Origin of the sequence: Microcoleus harperi Pol14_C6 (assembly GCF_036701295.1) — a bacterium.
GTDB lineage: Bacteria > Cyanobacteriota > Cyanobacteriia > Cyanobacteriales > Microcoleaceae > Microcoleus.
Genome location: NZ_JAUBQN010000024.1, coordinates 69,125 through 84,954, shown reverse-complemented (window position 1 = coordinate 84,954; position 15,830 = coordinate 69,125). Strand labels below are relative to the sequence as shown.

General features: G+C 46.8%; 11 protein-coding genes and 1 tRNA gene. 8 read left to right on the top strand and 4 right to left on the bottom strand.

Annotated features, from left to right (window positions below; genetic code table 11):
* Positions 1-40: 40 nt before the first annotated feature.
* Both QUA27_RS17185 and QUA27_RS17180 read left to right on the top strand, forming a co-directional pair.
* Positions 41-175 carry a hypothetical protein gene (locus QUA27_RS17185; protein WP_333069268.1) on the top strand — a complete coding sequence of 45 codons (135 nt, stop codon included), beginning with the start codon at positions 41-43 and terminating at the stop codon, positions 173-175.
* Between the two features lie 232 nt (positions 176-407).
* The gene (locus QUA27_RS17180) at positions 408-893 is read left to right on the top strand and encodes a bilin-binding protein (protein ID WP_333063958.1); all 486 of its coding nucleotides are present in this window, start codon (positions 408-410) and stop codon (positions 891-893) included.
* 127 nt (positions 894-1,020) lie between these two features.
* On the opposite strand, the gene QUA27_RS17175 is transcribed toward QUA27_RS17180, so the two are convergent.
* The gene (locus QUA27_RS17175; RefSeq protein WP_333069266.1) at positions 1,021-1,404 is read right to left on the bottom strand and encodes a hypothetical protein; all 384 of its coding nucleotides are present in this window, start codon (positions 1,402-1,404) and stop codon (positions 1,021-1,023) included.
* 181 nt (positions 1,405-1,585) lie between these two features.
* On the opposite strand from QUA27_RS17175, the gene QUA27_RS17170 reads away from it, so the two are divergent.
* Positions 1,586-1,987 carry a helix-turn-helix transcriptional regulator gene (locus QUA27_RS17170; RefSeq protein WP_333069265.1) on the top strand — a complete coding sequence of 134 codons (402 nt, stop codon included), beginning with the start codon at positions 1,586-1,588 and terminating at the stop codon, positions 1,985-1,987.
* A 127-nt stretch (positions 1,988-2,114) separates the two neighbouring features.
* Here the strand turns inward: QUA27_RS17170 and mazG are convergent, their stop codons facing one another.
* Together mazG and QUA27_RS17160 are read right to left on the bottom strand one after the other, a co-directional pair.
* Entirely contained in the window at positions 2,115-2,942 is an 828-nt protein-coding gene (gene mazG, locus QUA27_RS17165) for a nucleoside triphosphate pyrophosphohydrolase (protein ID WP_333069264.1), read from the bottom strand.
* Positions 2,943-3,008: 66 nt separating this feature from the next.
* A complete protein-coding gene (locus QUA27_RS17160) occupies positions 3,009-3,638 on the bottom strand; it encodes a metal-binding protein (protein ID WP_333069263.1) in 630 nt (209 codons plus the stop codon).
* Between the two features lie 72 nt (positions 3,639-3,710).
* Here QUA27_RS17160 and QUA27_RS17155 point away from each other — a divergent pair.
* The 5 genes from QUA27_RS17155 (at position 3,711) to xylB (ending at position 14,046) form a co-directional block, all read left to right on the top strand.
* Positions 3,711-3,782, top strand: a tRNA-Val gene (locus tag QUA27_RS17155).
* 192 nt (positions 3,783-3,974) lie between these two features.
* On the top strand, positions 3,975-4,358 hold the full coding sequence (locus QUA27_RS17150) for a hypothetical protein (RefSeq protein ID WP_333069262.1): 384 nt from the start codon (positions 3,975-3,977) through the stop codon (positions 4,356-4,358).
* A gap of 95 nt (positions 4,359-4,453) precedes the next feature.
* Entirely contained in the window at positions 4,454-5,503 is a 1,050-nt protein-coding gene (gene ygfZ / locus QUA27_RS17145) for a CAF17-like 4Fe-4S cluster assembly/insertion protein YgfZ (RefSeq protein ID WP_333069279.1), read from the top strand.
* Positions 5,504-6,627: 1,124 nt separating this feature from the next.
* Complete coding sequence (locus tag QUA27_RS17140) at positions 6,628-12,582, top strand: PAS domain S-box protein (RefSeq protein ID WP_333069261.1); 5,955 nt, start codon at positions 6,628-6,630, stop codon at positions 12,580-12,582.
* A 21-nt stretch (positions 12,583-12,603) separates the two neighbouring features.
* Positions 12,604-14,046, top strand: coding sequence for a xylulokinase (gene xylB, locus QUA27_RS17135; protein ID WP_333069260.1), 1,443 nt, complete (start codon positions 12,604-12,606; stop codon positions 14,044-14,046).
* Between the two features lie 924 nt (positions 14,047-14,970).
* Here the strand turns inward: xylB and QUA27_RS17130 are convergent.
* Positions 14,971-15,789 carry an FkbM family methyltransferase gene (locus tag QUA27_RS17130; protein ID WP_333069258.1) on the bottom strand — a complete coding sequence of 273 codons (819 nt, stop codon included), beginning with the start codon at positions 15,787-15,789 and terminating at the stop codon, positions 14,971-14,973.
* Between the last annotated feature and the right edge of the window lie 41 nt (positions 15,790-15,830).

Sequence of the window (15,830 nt, the reverse complement as noted above, 5' to 3'; positions counted from 1 at the left end):
CGTAGCGAAGCGGGGCGTAAGCCATCGCACTCAAACTCAATTGCAGGCTGTCTTCCTGCTGCTGAACGTCTTGCTGCTAAAGCCAAGCTTCAACCGGGGAGTCAAGCTTGTCGCGAGTTGCCTCGATCCCGTCGGTGCGATCGGCTGTTGGGGCGATGTAGCAAAAACTCGTTAAACAGTCAAAGTGTCTGCCGACATCCAAACTTTCACTCGCAGTTTTTGAGTTTTTCCCGCAGTACCCTGGAACACAAGGAAACTGGCTTGAATATCAAGCATAACGCTTGGGGAGATTTACCCTCTACTTCTAGGATTGATAAATGTTAGGAGCAAGGCGAGTCTGCGAACCAAGAATCCCGTCGCCAACAGATGGGAATGTTTATTAATGTTATCCTCAAATTTGAATAACAATGAGCGTAGTTAGCCAATTAATTCTCCAAGCCGACGACGAACTTCGCTATCCCAGTACCGGCGAACTTCAAAGCATCAAAGATTTTTTTAAAACCGGAGAACAGCGGGTGCGTATTGCTACTGCGCTGTCTGACAGTGAGAAAAAAATTGTTGAAGAAGCTAGCAAAAAACTCTGGAAAAAACGCCCTGACTTTATCTCTCCTGGGGGCAATGCTTACGGCCAGCGCGAACGGGCTTTGTGTCTGCGCGACTACGGCTGGTACTTGCGCCTGATTACCTACGGTATCTTGGCGGGTGACAAGGAGCCGATCGAAAGCATCGGTTTGATTGGCGTTCGGGAAATGTATAATTCTCTCGGCGTTCCTGTTCCTGGCATGGTCGAAGCTATCCGCTGTTTGAAGGAAGCTTCTTTGGCTTTGCTGAATCAGGAGGATGCTAAGGAAGCAGCTCCTTATTTTGATTATATCGCTCAGGCAATGTCTTAATTGCTTTGGTGATTGCTTTGATGAATGTGGCGGAGCATTCGCGGGTGATTTTTGGGGTGATTTTATCTCGCAATTGCTCGCAAATGTTTCGCTTCTGTTTTGGGAAAGGAAATCTGCCTAATTTCTGCTAGGAAGCAATGCAGTTTAAGCTTTTCCAGATGTTGAGTTCGTCTTGTCTTTCAATGCAGATTTGATTTAAAAAGTCAAGTGTTTTTTGGAGGCATTGTTTTTTGAATTTCCGGCTGTCGTAGTGAATGGATGTTTTGAGCTGCGAGAGTTCTCCAAGGGTGGGGCAGGTTTGGATATGATGGGCGATCGCATTTTGCCATTCTTCCAGCCTGCGGTAGCTGACAAACAAGCCGCCTCTATCCCGATGGTGGACGAAAACCACGAAAGCCCATGATTCGACTCGCTTAATTTGATTTTGGCTGATTTTGAGCACTTGGGCGATCGACCTGACGGTGATGCGGAGCTTTTTCGAGGGTTGGATGCGGCGAAACAATGCTGTCATGGCTGTATACTCAGGGGTTGAGAGGCAAGTTCTGTTTAGAGTCAATTACATATTACTATATCAGACTCTTATTGCACAAGTGCAATAAAGATTAATTTAAAATTCTTAAGCTCAGATGTTGCTCGTGGAACCCTCAATCATTGATGCTGTGCTAGTTTGAGAGTTAACGTAGGTGGGAAAAATGTCAGGACTCTCTAACAAGGCTGTGGTAGACAAAGAGCAGGAATTGCGTCCCGTTCGCTTTACGGAAACGGGGCGGATGCGTTTGGGGAAGATTTTAAAAGCAGCAAGACAGACAACAGGCTGGTCTGTCAGCGAAACAGAGTTTAAAACCAAGGGATACGAAGAGGCGCTGTTCACAGCTAGAAATCAACCCGTACCCAAAGATGTGGGTATCAGTGCCGCAACAGTCAACCGTTACGAACGCGGGAAGCTGGATAATTTGGATTGGCGATCGCTCTCTCTGTTATGCTTTGTTCTCAAGCCGATCGATCCGGTGACAGGGGAAGCCTTGGAACCGACAAATGCTTTATATATCGCGTGCGAACATCCGCCGTACAATGACGCGAAGCTTTACGAGTAGTTGATTGCTGACATCTGAACTGATACAACCAAATTTTTGAGATTGAGAGTTTTGAACCGCAGATATTAGCGGATGAACGCTGATTAACGCTGATGTCATTTTATCTGTGTTTATCGGCAGTGATTGATTACCGATCGCCCTTTTGTTTAGCAATTAAAGCTTTAGCTTGCTGCCACAGAGATTCTAACTCTTCTGGGGCATAATCCGACAAAGGTCGATCGCACGCAGCCTCTACCTTCGCAAACCGCTGCACGAAGCGATCGTTTGTTCCCTGCAAAGCAGCCGACGGATCTAAATCGTACCAGCGAGCTAATTGAATCAACACAAACATAATATCTCCCAATTCTGACTCCTGCGCTGCCTTATCCTCGTGTTTGAGAGCGTGTTCAAATTCTGCCATTTCTTCGTGAAATTTATCCCACACGCCCTCTACACTATCCCAATCAAAACTCACTTCCGCAGCTTTTTGGGAGATTTTCATCCCGGCGGTTATCGGCGGCAAAGTGCTGGCATAACGGCTCATTTTCGAGGCTAAAGTTGGCGGCTTTTCCGAAGTCGTGCCTTTTTCTGCTGCTTTGATTTTTTCCCAGTTTTCGTTGACTTCATCGACGCTGTTGAGTTCCACATCGCCGAAGACGTGGGGATGTCGCCGAATTAGTTTTTCTGTAATGCCCGCAGCAATTTCGGCGAAGGTAAACTGATTAGATTCGCTGGCAATTTGAGCTTGCAGAATTACCTGTAACAGTAAGTCGCCCAATTCTTCGACGATCGCATCTTTATCTCCTTTGCGAATCGCATCGGCGGTTTCATAAGCTTCTTCGATGATGTGAGGAACTAGCGTTTGGGGAGTTTGGGCTAAATCCCAAGGACATCCGCCGTCTGGCGATCGCAATTTAGCCACAACTTCTATAAGTTCTTTGAGTGCTGTGAGCGATCGACTTTCAGAATTAGACATAATAATTTACCTTTTATATCAACCGCCAAGACGGTTATAACGTTGTTTCTCCAACTATTGATTTTATTACTTCTGCCTTCTTCCTTCTGCCTTCTTCCTTCTGCCTTCTGCTAGGGATTTGCTAGATGTGCGAGTGGGAGCTTTGATTTTGTGCCTCTTAATTGTCTTAGGATGGCGCAACCCGCTCAATCCTTTCTTTTTGAATCTTTTATAAGCCGAGCCGCCCCAATCGCTCAGATAGTGGCTCATCGCGCCCAATTCTAGACCGATGTAAACGGCTAAAATTTCGGTGCGGTGTTCCCAGGTCGATCGCCCGTAACTCAAAACCACATCCTGCCAATTCCCGCCTAAGTTCCCGACTTTTTCGGCAATTGCCAATCCCAACATTCCGAGAACTGCGATCCAGATAGCGAGGTACAAGATTCGCAAAGCAGTGCCGATCAGAGGGCCATGGGACAAAAAAGAGCGGTGGCGCAGGCTTTTTTGGTATGGGAGCCAAATCGCTTTGAACCATCCCCAGCGCTGATACTGGCAAGAGTAGATATCCAAGTCGGGGCCAAACATCAGCCCGCCGAATAAGAAGCTGCCGGAAACGAGCAAAGTCAGGTTGCTGCTCTGAGTCTGGCCAAAGGTGAGGGCTGCCACGAAGGGCAAACTCCACATGGTTATTTGATCGTGGGTGCGGCCAGAGGGCATTTAAAGTTTATGATTTTTTTTACTTGATCTTTCTGAGTTACTGTGATATGATAAATCCCGGTGAGTGCAATTGGGTGATTAGCTCAGTGGTAGAGCGCCTGCTTTACACGCAGGATGCCGTAGGTTCAAATCCTACATTACCCATCCGATAACTCAATATCAACAGTTCCAGCCGTTTTTAGCCGTCAAGCCGAGAACGGCTTTAACTTTTGCTGCTGACGGCTGACTTTTGAATTTAGTGACGACTAAATTTAACATTCTGTGGCGAATATCTCAAAAGTTGGCACCCCATGCTAGAAAATTAATTTATTGATTTTCTTTTTTAGAACCCTGTATATGAAGCCTAAAATAACTAGCCCGATCGCGTGGCAGCAAGCTGAACTGCTCATGCAGCCAGCGATGATTCGAGTGCTCGACAATATTCGCAAACAATTAGAGGAGTCTGTGTGGACGGGCACTTATCAAGAAGTCCAGATTCCAATTCCGGGCTATCAACTAATTTTAGAGCTTCAAGGTGAGCAAAGATGCGTCGATATTTGGGAGCTTTGTTATCGAGTCTGCTTTGTCAACTACCAGCCCGCCCACGCTCAACAGCAAAGCCAGGAAGTCGTAATTGACACTAGCCTGATTGACGATGACACTGGCGATGTAGATTGGAATCGTCTTGATGCCAAAGCCAGTCAATTAATACAAGAAATATTTGCCAATTTGGGCAAATAGTTCAGTTGTCAGTTGTCAGTTGACACGAAAGCAGTAGTTAACAGTCAACAGTCATCAGTCAACACTCAACAGTCAACACTCAACAAAATTTTATGCTGATTCAAGAATTGCACGACATTCAAGCAGCGGCTGGTGCTACTTTTGCAGAGTTAACAACCAAAGAAATTGTGCCAGTCAGTTTTGGTAACGACGCAGAAGCGATCGCAGCAACTAAAAAAGGTGTAGCTTTGTACGATCGCACTCACTGGGGACGCATTCAAATCTCAGACAGCGATCGCCTGCGGTTCTTGCACAATCAAAGTACCAATAACTTCAATATACTCAAACCCGGTCAAGGTTGCGATACCGTTTTCGTCACATCCACCGCCCGGACGATCGACCTCGCCACCGCTTACGCGACAGAAGATGCCGTACTGCTGTTAGTCTCAGCCAACCGCCGCCGCCAACTGCTGGAATTGCTCGATCGCTATATTTTCCCAATGGATCGCGTTGAGTTAACAGATTTAACTGATACAACTGTGGCTTTCAGTTTCATCGGGCCAGAAAGCACTCAACTACTAGAAAAAATCGGAGTTACCGAACTAGAAAATCAACCTTACGCTACTCACGAATTGATAAATTTTGCAGGTATGGAAGTCAGAGTTGCGGTTGGTAGCGGTTTAGCAACTCCCGGATACACGTTAATTGCGCCAGCAAGCGATGCAGCAAGCTTGTGGAAGGAATTAGTCCAAGCTGGGGCCGTACCGATGGGCGATCGAGTTTGGGAACAACTGCGAATTGAACAAGGACGCCCTGCACCAGATTTTGAACTCACAGACGATTACAACCCGTTAGAAGCCCGTCTTTTACACACGATTACCTATGACAAAGGCTGCTACATCGGTCAAGAAACAATTGCCCGCTTGAACACCTACAAAGGAGTAAAACAGCAACTTTGGGGCGTGCAGTTAAGCGGTGCGGTTGAACCCGGAACCGCAGTCACAATCGGAGAAGAAAAAGTCGGCAAACTCACCAGTTTTACGGAAACTGACGCAGGTTTTTTTGGTCTTGCTTACATCCGCGCAAAAGCGGGAGGCGAAGGACTGAAAGTGCAAGTCGGAGCGGCGTCAGGGGAAGTAGTAAATGTACCTTTCTTGAGTTCCTAGTTGCGCTCGATCGCCTCTTGGCGTCGCAGCGTCCAAAACTTTTTTGTTGAGGTTGATTTAGGTGAAAGTTAGCGCAATAAATTGACACCAAGTCCTATCTTTAGATAGATTTGCCAACAAACAGCAGCAATTATTCTGTATTACAGTCGTCACAGAAAAACCTGAGTTTTTCAATGAAAAATTTTATATCGCGCTTCGTTAAAATTTGCCTGCGAGTAGGAATAATCTTTGCTTTAGGAATAGCACTGATTTTTAGCTCCGAGCTTGAATTGTCGGGCAACAAAGTGCAAGCTATCGCTACACCTTGAACTCCTGAAGCTAAGTCTTACGAAGTTGCCCGTCCCGATCGGCAGCCAACAAGGGATACAGAGAAGGATGCGAGGGGTGTAGTTGACAATATCACAGAAAAGCTGCATCTCGACCAACCGATTGCCCCCAGTACCAAAAGATTTATAGAATCGGTAAAAAATAACGTGGGCGAAGCAGTTACGCCGGCAGGGGAAGCAGTAGAAAAAGCTACAGATCGAGGAAGCAGCGATCGAGCCAACTAATTCAATCGCATCCTGTTTTCAAAAATCATATTATTAGTCCGCCTGCGCGGACTTTGTTTGTTTAGTAGCGATTTCCAGATCCGAATCATGGAAGGGATGATGAACAAGGGCAACCTATTCCCATTGATGACCCATTAGCCGACATCCTCACTCAACGCACCAGTTTGAGTGAATTAGATCTCAGACCATTACGGGACCTATCTGAAATTTTTGGACATTTAGTAGAGTCACCACGTTTCGTCGAGACTGTTGCTAACCTGTTGCTTAGTTTGCATGAGTTCGGTGTTCAAGGAACGCTAGCCCGATTGTCCCAAGCACGATCCACATCCGTGAGGAAACTTATTTGACACTGCCACGGCTGCACTACTTTAAACTCGTGGGATTCTCCCGTCTAGCCCCGATCTGTGTCTACAAGTGCAAAGGGAAATTCAGCAGCCAGTACAGCGCAATATTTATTGAGGTCATTCTTTTCTACATTCCATCTCGCCAAAGCATCTATCTTAAGGCAGATTCTCCTCAGTGAGTAACTCAGGTTCAATGGAGAAGACCGTGTATGCCTACGGATGAATCTTCATGAAGCGCGACGCCACAGGTAAGTTTGTTAGCAATTGGAATTCGGAGACTAAACAACGAGTGAGCGTGTCTCTGACTAATACAGCATGGCGATCGCTCGATAAAGAGGCTCACAGGCGAGGAATTTCTCGCTCTGAAGTTATTGAACGCTTTGCTCGCACTCTTGAAGGCGAACAGTTGTTCTCTGCCCAAGAAACTGAGGGCAAGGTAGCAACGATTCTTGAAAGCATTACGGATGCTTTTGTCGCCTTCGATCGCGATTGGCGCTACACCTACGTGAATCGGGCGGCGGCTAAAATCCTGCACAAAACGCCAGAAGAGCTACTGGGAAAACACGTTTGGAATGAGGTTTTTCCTGAGTTGGTCGGTGGAATTGCCTATCGGGAACTACATCGGGCAGTGGCACAACAGGTTCCTGTTTCCTGGGAAGAATTTGGGGAACCTATCGAGTGTTGGTTAGAGACGAATGCCTATCCGTCTCCAACAGGGGTAGCCGTTTATTTTCGAGATGTGACCGATCGCAAGCAAGCGGAGGCAGAACGAGAACGCTTGTGGCACGAGCTTGAAATTCAACGCGCCAGATTTGAAGCCGTTTTGCGGCAGATGCCTGCGGGAGTAATTATTGCCGATGCGGCATCCGGTAAGTTGGTTCTGGCGAACGAACAAGCTAAGCAGATTGTTGGGTATGACTTTGAACAATCGCTTGAGCTTAATGAATATAATCCCGTGGTTCCATATATTCCACTTCGTTCTAATGGTCAGCCCTATGCTCATGAAGACATGCCCTTAGCGCGATCGCTAAAAACAGGTGAAGTGCTGACCAACGAAGAGATGGAAATTCATCGAGATGATGGGAGCCGCATTTTCATTAACCTCAATTCAGCACCGATTTTAGATAACCAAGGGCAGATTGTAGCAGCCGTTGTTATCTTCCAAGACGTGACCGAACAGCAAGCTGCACTACGCGAACGCGAACTTATAGAGCAAGCTTTACGTGAGAGTGAATTACAGCTACGAGGTTTATTTGATGCAAATCTCATTGGCATCATCATCGGTGATTTTCAAGGCAATATTTTAAAAGTCAACGATGCTTGGTTAGCAACTTTAGGTTATACACGAGAAGAAGTTTTATCGGGAGAGGTAAACTTCATTGAGATTACTCCACCGGAGTTTCGATATTTAGACCAACAAGCAATGGCACAAATGAAACAAGTTGGTCACCATGCGCCGTTTGAGAAGGAATACATTCGTAAAGATGGTAGCCGAGTTCCTGTTTTAATTGGAACTGCCTATTTAAGAGGACCCAATGACTTAGGCGTAGGCTTCTCGATCGACTTAACAGAGCGCAAACGCTTGGAATTAGAACTGTGGCAGCGAGAGCAACATTTCAAAATGCTGGCTGAAAATGCCCCGGATATTATTACCCGAATTGATGCAGAGTTTCGCCATCTTTATGTCAGCCCTTCTGTAGAACTGGCAACAGGTATTCCATCAGAGCAATTTCTTGGCAAGACTAATGCCGAGCTAGGAATCCCAGAAGACATCTATCGCGTTTGGCATAACAGTTGGCGGCAAGTCTTTGCAACAGGCTGCGAACAGACGATTGAATTTAAGTTTCCGACTTCTTATGGTATTCGATGGTATCAGTCGCGTATTGTCCCTGAATTTGCTCCTGATGGCTCCGTAGAAACGGTACTGGGGATTACTCGTGATGTGACCGATTACAAACAAGTTGAACAGGCATTACGAGAGAGCGAAGAACGCCTGCAGTTATCACTTGCAGCAGCGCAGATGTTTGTCTGGGATATGGATTTGCAGACCAATCAGATCGTTTGTTCTACCAATGCTCTAGACGTTTGGGGTGTTCACAAAGGCACAGGAGAAGAGTTTTTTGCGCTCATTCATCCAGACGATCGACAACGGATGATGCAAGCGGCCCAAGGGGCAATTGATGGAGAACAATCCTACGCACAGGAGTATCGGGTAATTTGTCCGGACGGCGTTGTGCGCTGGCTCAACAGCCAGGGACAAGTTTATCTGGATGAAACCGGACGGGGAGTTCGCATGATTGGCGTTTCGGTTGATATTACAGAGCGCAAACAAATGGAAGCAGAGCGCGATCGCCTTTTAAAACGAGAACAAACTGCCCGACTGGAAGCAGAAACTGAACGCAAGCGGTTGCATGACATCCTGATGCAATTGCCTGCCATGATTGGAATTCTTAAAGGTCCCGATCTTGTGTATGAATTTGCGAATCCAACTTATCTGCAAGTGGCTGGGCGCACTCCACACATTATCGGGAGATCAATGCGGGAGCTTTTCCCAGAGCTAGAGGGACAAATTTACTTTGAAGCCTTGGATCGCGTTTACCGGACGGGAGAACCGTTCATTGGAAATGAGTCGGTTGCTTACTGGGATCGAAACAGCAATGGTGTGTTGGAAGAGGGATTTTTCAACTGCATCTTTGCGCCTTGGCGGGATACTAAGGAAACCATTCAGGGCGTGTTGGTTTATAACATTGAAGTGACAACCCAGGTGCGGGCAAGGCAACAAATTGAGGAATTACTGGCAGAACTTCAGCACAAGGAGAGACAGCAGCAATTTCTGATCGAATTGAATGATGCGATTCGTGCCATTCAAGACCCCAAGGAAATTATGTGGCAAGTGGTTTGTGCCACAGGGCAACACTTCCAAGTTACTCGCTGTACCTACGGCGAAATTGATTCTACTCAGGAATACGTCATCGTCGATCGCGACTATTGCAATGGTGTCATCAGCGTGGTGGGTAGACATCACATGGATTCGTTTGGCCCTGAACTTATTGCTGAATTAAAGCAGAGCAAAACTATTGTCGTAGATGATGTCGCTCGCGATCCTAGGACTGCCGGATCGGGGGCTGCTACCTTTGACGCAATCCAAACCCAATCTCTCCTATGTGTTCCATTGGTGAAAGAAGGGCGATTTGTTGCATTGTTGGTGTTGCACCATGTCTCTGTTCGCCACTGGACCGAGGAAGATGTGGTGCTGATGGAGCGCATTGCTCAAAAAACCTGGCTAGCGGTGGAGCGATCGCGGGCAGAAGCGGAATTGCGAGAAAGTGAAGCTCACCTGCAACTCGCTCTGAAGGTTGGACGCATGGGAACCTGGGAGTGGGACATACAGACCGATGCATTGCTTTGGTCAGAAGGCCACTTCACCGTCCTGGGTCTACAACCGAATGAATGCGAACCCAGCTATGAGGTTTGGGCAAGTCGGGTTCATCCCGATGACCTAGCAGAAGCTAACGCGAAATTTCAGCAAGCCATAGCTGAAAAGAAAGAGTATCACCATGAATATCGCCTGCGTTGGTCAGATGGCTCGATTCACTGGGTGGAAGCGAGAGGACAGTTTACTTATGATTCTCAGGGAAATCCCAAGCACTCGATCGGCGTCGTCATCGATATCACACAACGCAAGCAAGCAGAAGAGGCGTTGCGTCAAGCCCTACAAAAGCTCAACTTCCATGTTGAAAACTCTCCAATGGCAGTGGTTGAATGGGATCGAGACTTTCGAGTCATTCGGTGGTCTGCTGGTGCAGAGCGCATTTTGGGCTGGAAAGCCCAAGAAATGCTGGGCAGATCTTTAACAGAGATACCTTTTGTCTTTGAGGAAGACTTGGAAGCAGTTGCTGAAGTCTGCCAACGGCTGGTCTATGGTGAAGAACCCCATATTTTTTCATACAACCGCAATTACACCGAAGATCGCAACATTGTGCATTGCGAGTGGTATAACTCCAGTCTCAGGGACGAATCGGGACGGATGATTTCGGTATTATCGCTGGTGCTGGATGTGACGGAGCGCAAGCAAGCAGAAAAAGAACGAGAACAACTGTTAGAACGCGAGCGCCTTGCACGCTCCGAAGCAGAAGCCGCACAGCGCCAACTGGAAACCATCTTTGAAATATCACCCATTGGACTTGCTCTGTTAGATGAAAAGCAGCGATTTATTGCCATCAACGAAGCATTAGCAGAAATTAATGGATTAACCCGCGAGCAGCACTTAGGCTCTTCAATTCTAGAACTTTTTGGTCAGTTCGATCCCAAATTAGTCGAAGTCTTCGATCGGATTTACACAACAGGGAATCCTTTCATCTCACCGAACTTTGCGGTGAATGTTCCCGGACGCAGCGATCGCCGTCCCGGTTACTACAATGTTTACTATCTCCCAGCGGTTAACTCAACTAGCCAGGTAGAAGGCGTTCTAGTTTATGTGGTAGATGTGACGGAACGGGTGCATTTAGAACGTGCCCAACGCTTTCTCTCTGAGGCGAGTGCAGTGCTTGCATCCTCACTCGATTATCAAACGACTCTAGAGCGAGTCGCGCAGCTTACAGTACCGGAATTAGCCGACTGGTGTACGGTTCACATCGTTGAGGAACAGGGTTCGATCGAGCAGATTGCAGTGGCTCACATTGACCCTGCCAAACTGGAATGGGCACATCAGATTAGAGACAAGTATCCTATGAACCCGGATGACCCTCGCGGTGGTGCCTTTACACTGCGAACTGGGCAATCCGACTTGCTGCCGCATATTCCCGATGAAGTATTGGTACAGGCAGCGCGTGACTCAGAGCATTTAGAGATGCTGCGGCAGGTTGGATTCAGCTCTGCAATGACGGTGCCGCTACGAACTCAGGCACGAATTCTAGGAGTGATCTCCTTTATCTCAGCCGAATCTGGACGACAGTACACCCCGACAGATTTGGAACTGGCAGAGGAATTGGCTCGTCGTGCTTCCTTGGCGATCGACAATGCTCAGTTGTACCGGGTAGCTCAACGCGATCGCGCAAAAGCAGAAGCCGCTAACCGGATTAAAGACGAATTCTTAGCGGTATTGTCCCACGAGTTGCGATCGCCTCTCAATCCAATTCTGGGCTGGACAAAATTGCTACGAACTGGGCGACTAGATACCACAAAAACCCAGCAAGCCCTGGAAACGATCGAACGCAATGCCAAGCTGCAAGCTCAACTAATTGAGGACTTATTGGATGTCTCGCGCATTCTGCAAGGAAAAATGACGTTTAACGTCGCTCCTGTGAATCTAGTGGCAATGATTGAGGCTGCACGGGAAACTGTACGACTGGCAGCCGAAGCCAAACACATTCAAATCCAGACCACATTTAATCCTATTTCAGGAACGGTTTCAGGCGATACCAATCGCCTCCAACAAGTAGTCTGGAACCTGCTCTCCAATGCTGTGAAGTTCACCCCAACCGGAGGACGAGTCGAAGTGCAACTAGAACAGGTTGGTATGTATGCTCAGATTCAAGTCAAAGATACTGGAAAAGGCATCAGACGAGACTTCTTACCCCATGTGTTTGACTACTTCCGTCAAGAAGATGGTACAACAACCCGACAATTCGGCGGATTGGGATTGGGACTAGCGATCGTCCGTCATTTTACCGAACTGCATGGAGGAACCGTTCAAGCAGACAGTTTAGGAGAGAACTTAGGGGCTACATTTACCATCCGGCTACCGTTAAACATCGTAGAGCCGGAACCCTCTTCTGATGACAGGCACCCAGAAAGTGCGGCAGACTTAGCAGGTGTTCAGGTCTTGGTTGTGGACGACGATGCAGATATGCGGGAGTTGGCAGAATTCACGTTGATGCAATCGGGTGCACAAGTTGCCACAGCAGCTTCGGCGGCACAGGCGTTAGCCCTCCTGAATCAATCTGTCCCCGATCTGCTGTTATGTGACATTGGGATGCCAGAGATGGATGGTTATGCCCTGATTCGGCAAATTAGAAAGTGGTCACCCCAACAGGGAGGCACGATGCCTGCGATCGCGCTTACTGCCTATGCCGGAGAAATCAATCAGCAGCAAGCCTTAGCTGCCGGATTTCAGATCCATATCTCGAAGCCTTTTGAACATGAGGAATTGGTAAAAGCGATCGCCCGTTTGCTAAGACACTAAATGATTTGAGGATTAGCTATCATGCTGCTTGGTATAGATTTAGGAACAGGCTCTGCTAAGGCATTGCTCTTAGCGACAGACGGAACCGTTATAGGTGAGGCGTCAAGCTCCTATCCTGTTCATGCACCCCACCCTGGATGGGCTGAGTCGGAACCAGAAGATTGGTGGTTAGCTGCTGCCTCGGCTGTGAGGAAGGCAGTGGGGAATCATGCTCACCAAGTACAGGCGATCGCACTTTCAGGACAAATGCACGGTGTTGTCCTAGTTTCGGAGTCGGGTCAGCCCCTGCGCCCTGCTATCCTCTGGGCAGATACTCGCTCTAGTGCCGCGCTTAGCGCTTATCATTCGCTCGATGCCACTATTCTAGAGCGATTGGGCAACCCGATTACGGCTGGAATGGCGGGTGCAACTTTGTTGTGGCTACGAGAACACGAGGCTACTGTCTACACCGAAGCGCGTTGGGTACTTCAGCCAAAAGATTGGCTGCGGTTACGGATGACTGGAGAAGTCGCAACCGAACCATCTGATGCTAGTGGTACTTTGCTTTACGATGTTGTGTCGGACAAATGGGCAACAGAAGCCATCTCAGCCTTGAATCTACGTGGTGATTGGTTACCAAAAATTATCCGCTCTAGTGCGATCTCCGGCTACCTAACAACTATTGCTTCAGAGCATCTCAGCTTACCTGTTGGCTTACCCGTTATCGCTGGTGCTGCGGATACCGCAGCGGCGGCACTTGGTAACGGACTACTAGAGCCTGGATTAGTTCAACTAACCATCGGCACAGGCGCTCAAATTATTACACCTCGATCGCAACCAATTATCGATCGTCATGGTCGTACACATCTCTATCGAGCCACCGTACCTAACCAGTGGTACAGCCTTGCAGCCATGCAAAATGCGGGGTTAGCGCTTGAGTGGGTGCGAGGTATCCTCGGCTTGAGCTGGCAGCAAGTTTATACTACAGCGTTTTCTGTTCCCCCAGGATGCGAAGGATTGACATTTTTGCCATACCTCACGGGTGAGCGAACTCCACACCTTGACCCTTATGTACGCGGCGCATGGGTGGGGCTGGGACTTCATCACACACAGGGGCACCTGATGCGGGCAGCTTTAGAGGGAGTTGCTTTTGCCTTGCGACAAGGTTTTGAGGCACTTGAGGCAACAGGTTTTAAAGCCACAGAAGTGCGTTTAGCAGGCGGTGGAACGGCAGAAATGCCTTGGAAACAATTACTGACTGATGTATTGAGAATACCCCTCTATGCAACTACAGTTGCTGCTGCTTCCGCGCGCGGTGCTGCTCTACTGGCGGGTATCGGAATTGGTGTATACGCAGATGCTAATGACACCATCAAAATGGTAGCCGCACCAACGCTTGCTGCAAGTCCGCAATCAGTTGATCCAACCCTAGAAGAGGCTTGGATGCGATATCAATCCCTTTACCCACGACTTAAAAATATCTGATTAGCATTTTATCAAAGTAATAATTGAGTCTTTATCAAAATTTAATTCTCATCATGTATAAAGGGTTGCATTTTTTTAATACTATATAAAAGACAATTTTTTTCTTAAAAACTCTCACCTCTCAGTCGGGCAATTAAACAGTTTAAAGCTTAGTAAAAACTATAATAATTAAAATGACACAGAAGACAGATTAGCTGGTATTAACCTTTTGAATCGATGGTTTAAATTTGCTGGTGAAAGTAGTATTGAATAGTCATCCGTAAGTATAGAATATAACAGTGCTTCAAAGAATATGACATCTACTATATTTTGGCAGCAATACCTTGCAATCAAGAACTACCATTGAAAGCCTCCATTGGTTGATGGCTGACAGCTTCGACCGCCAGCAACTCAACGATTCACAACAAAAGCGCCTGGGAATTAATTGTGGTAGTTGACGCTCCCCCGTCACAGCGTAGCTTGACGGGGAATACTTCCTTCACAGCTTGATGCCAAGTAAAAGCAGTGCCTTTGCTTAGTCTTACTCTAGCTCGAGAAGCTACGGAGGTATGCCCTACGTCTCAAATTCGTAAACCTTGATCTCTAATGTTTTTAGCTGCATTGATTTTTCTATCATGGTGAGGCCGACATTAGGGCATTCCCACTTTTTGATATCTAATGAAAGCCAATTTACAGCAGATTGCAAGCTTATAGACCTCAATATCAGCATTTAGAAAACTAATTCCTTAGATGTTGAGTATTAATTAAGTTAAGTGCAAAATGCGACCATGATTTAGTAAGTGTGGAGGCGATGTAAAACACAATTGTTAAACAATAATCAAGTATCCAAAGACCATAAATTTGTCTACTTCAGGGCGGTTTATATACTGTTAAATAGCTCTGTTTACTCCTGCTTACCTACTTATCAGATGGAAGAAAATTGAGTTAAATAATGACATAATTTTCGCCTAAAATAGGTTGATTAACCTGCGGTTCCGGCTCTACTGGATCGCTGTAATGAGTGTCAATGTATTTCATGAAACTTTCCCGATAAGCTTTGAGATGCGAGTTAAGTGCTTCGATATCCTGCTCTCCTGTCGCGAAACCCCTCTCTCTTCTGAAGTGACCGGATTCCTTAACAAAAGCCATGTCAACTTGCCACAAAGCTGAATCAATCGGGCGATATGACAAATCAACAATATCGTAAGCTGCGAAGCCTTGGGACTTCATAAAACTCATTACATCATACATCTGACCGAACAAAGTAACTTCTACAATTACATATTCAGTCTGCTGCAAAATCTCAGTTGCTCCTGCTAAAACATCTAATTCCTGTCCGTCTACATCAACTTTAATTAAATACGGGCTTGGCAAATTTCTTTCTCTGCATATTCCATCCAGAGTAATTGCTGGTATGTTTCTCAAATAAGGATTGCTGCTGTCATTAACGCGATTTTCAGAAATTGAAGAATGCAACATAGATGGACTAACGTTAAGCGTGAAAACTCCCGCTTCTTTGCTCGCTGCCGCAATAATATATTCTGCACTTTTGAGCTTGCGACAAATTTTGGCGAGATAAGGTTCATTTTCGGCGATGGGTTCTATTAGCAAATGTCGCGAATTAGGGAAAGTATCATAAAGGTTAAAAGTTCCCAATGCCGCACCGACATCAATCACAGTTTTGGGCTCAAAACCTAACTGTTTAGCCAGCAGCAAGCTGCCTGACATCGAGTTTCTCGGAATTCCTGTTTGTTGTTGGCTCACATTTTTTTCCTGATTTCAATGTGGATATAATTAATATTATG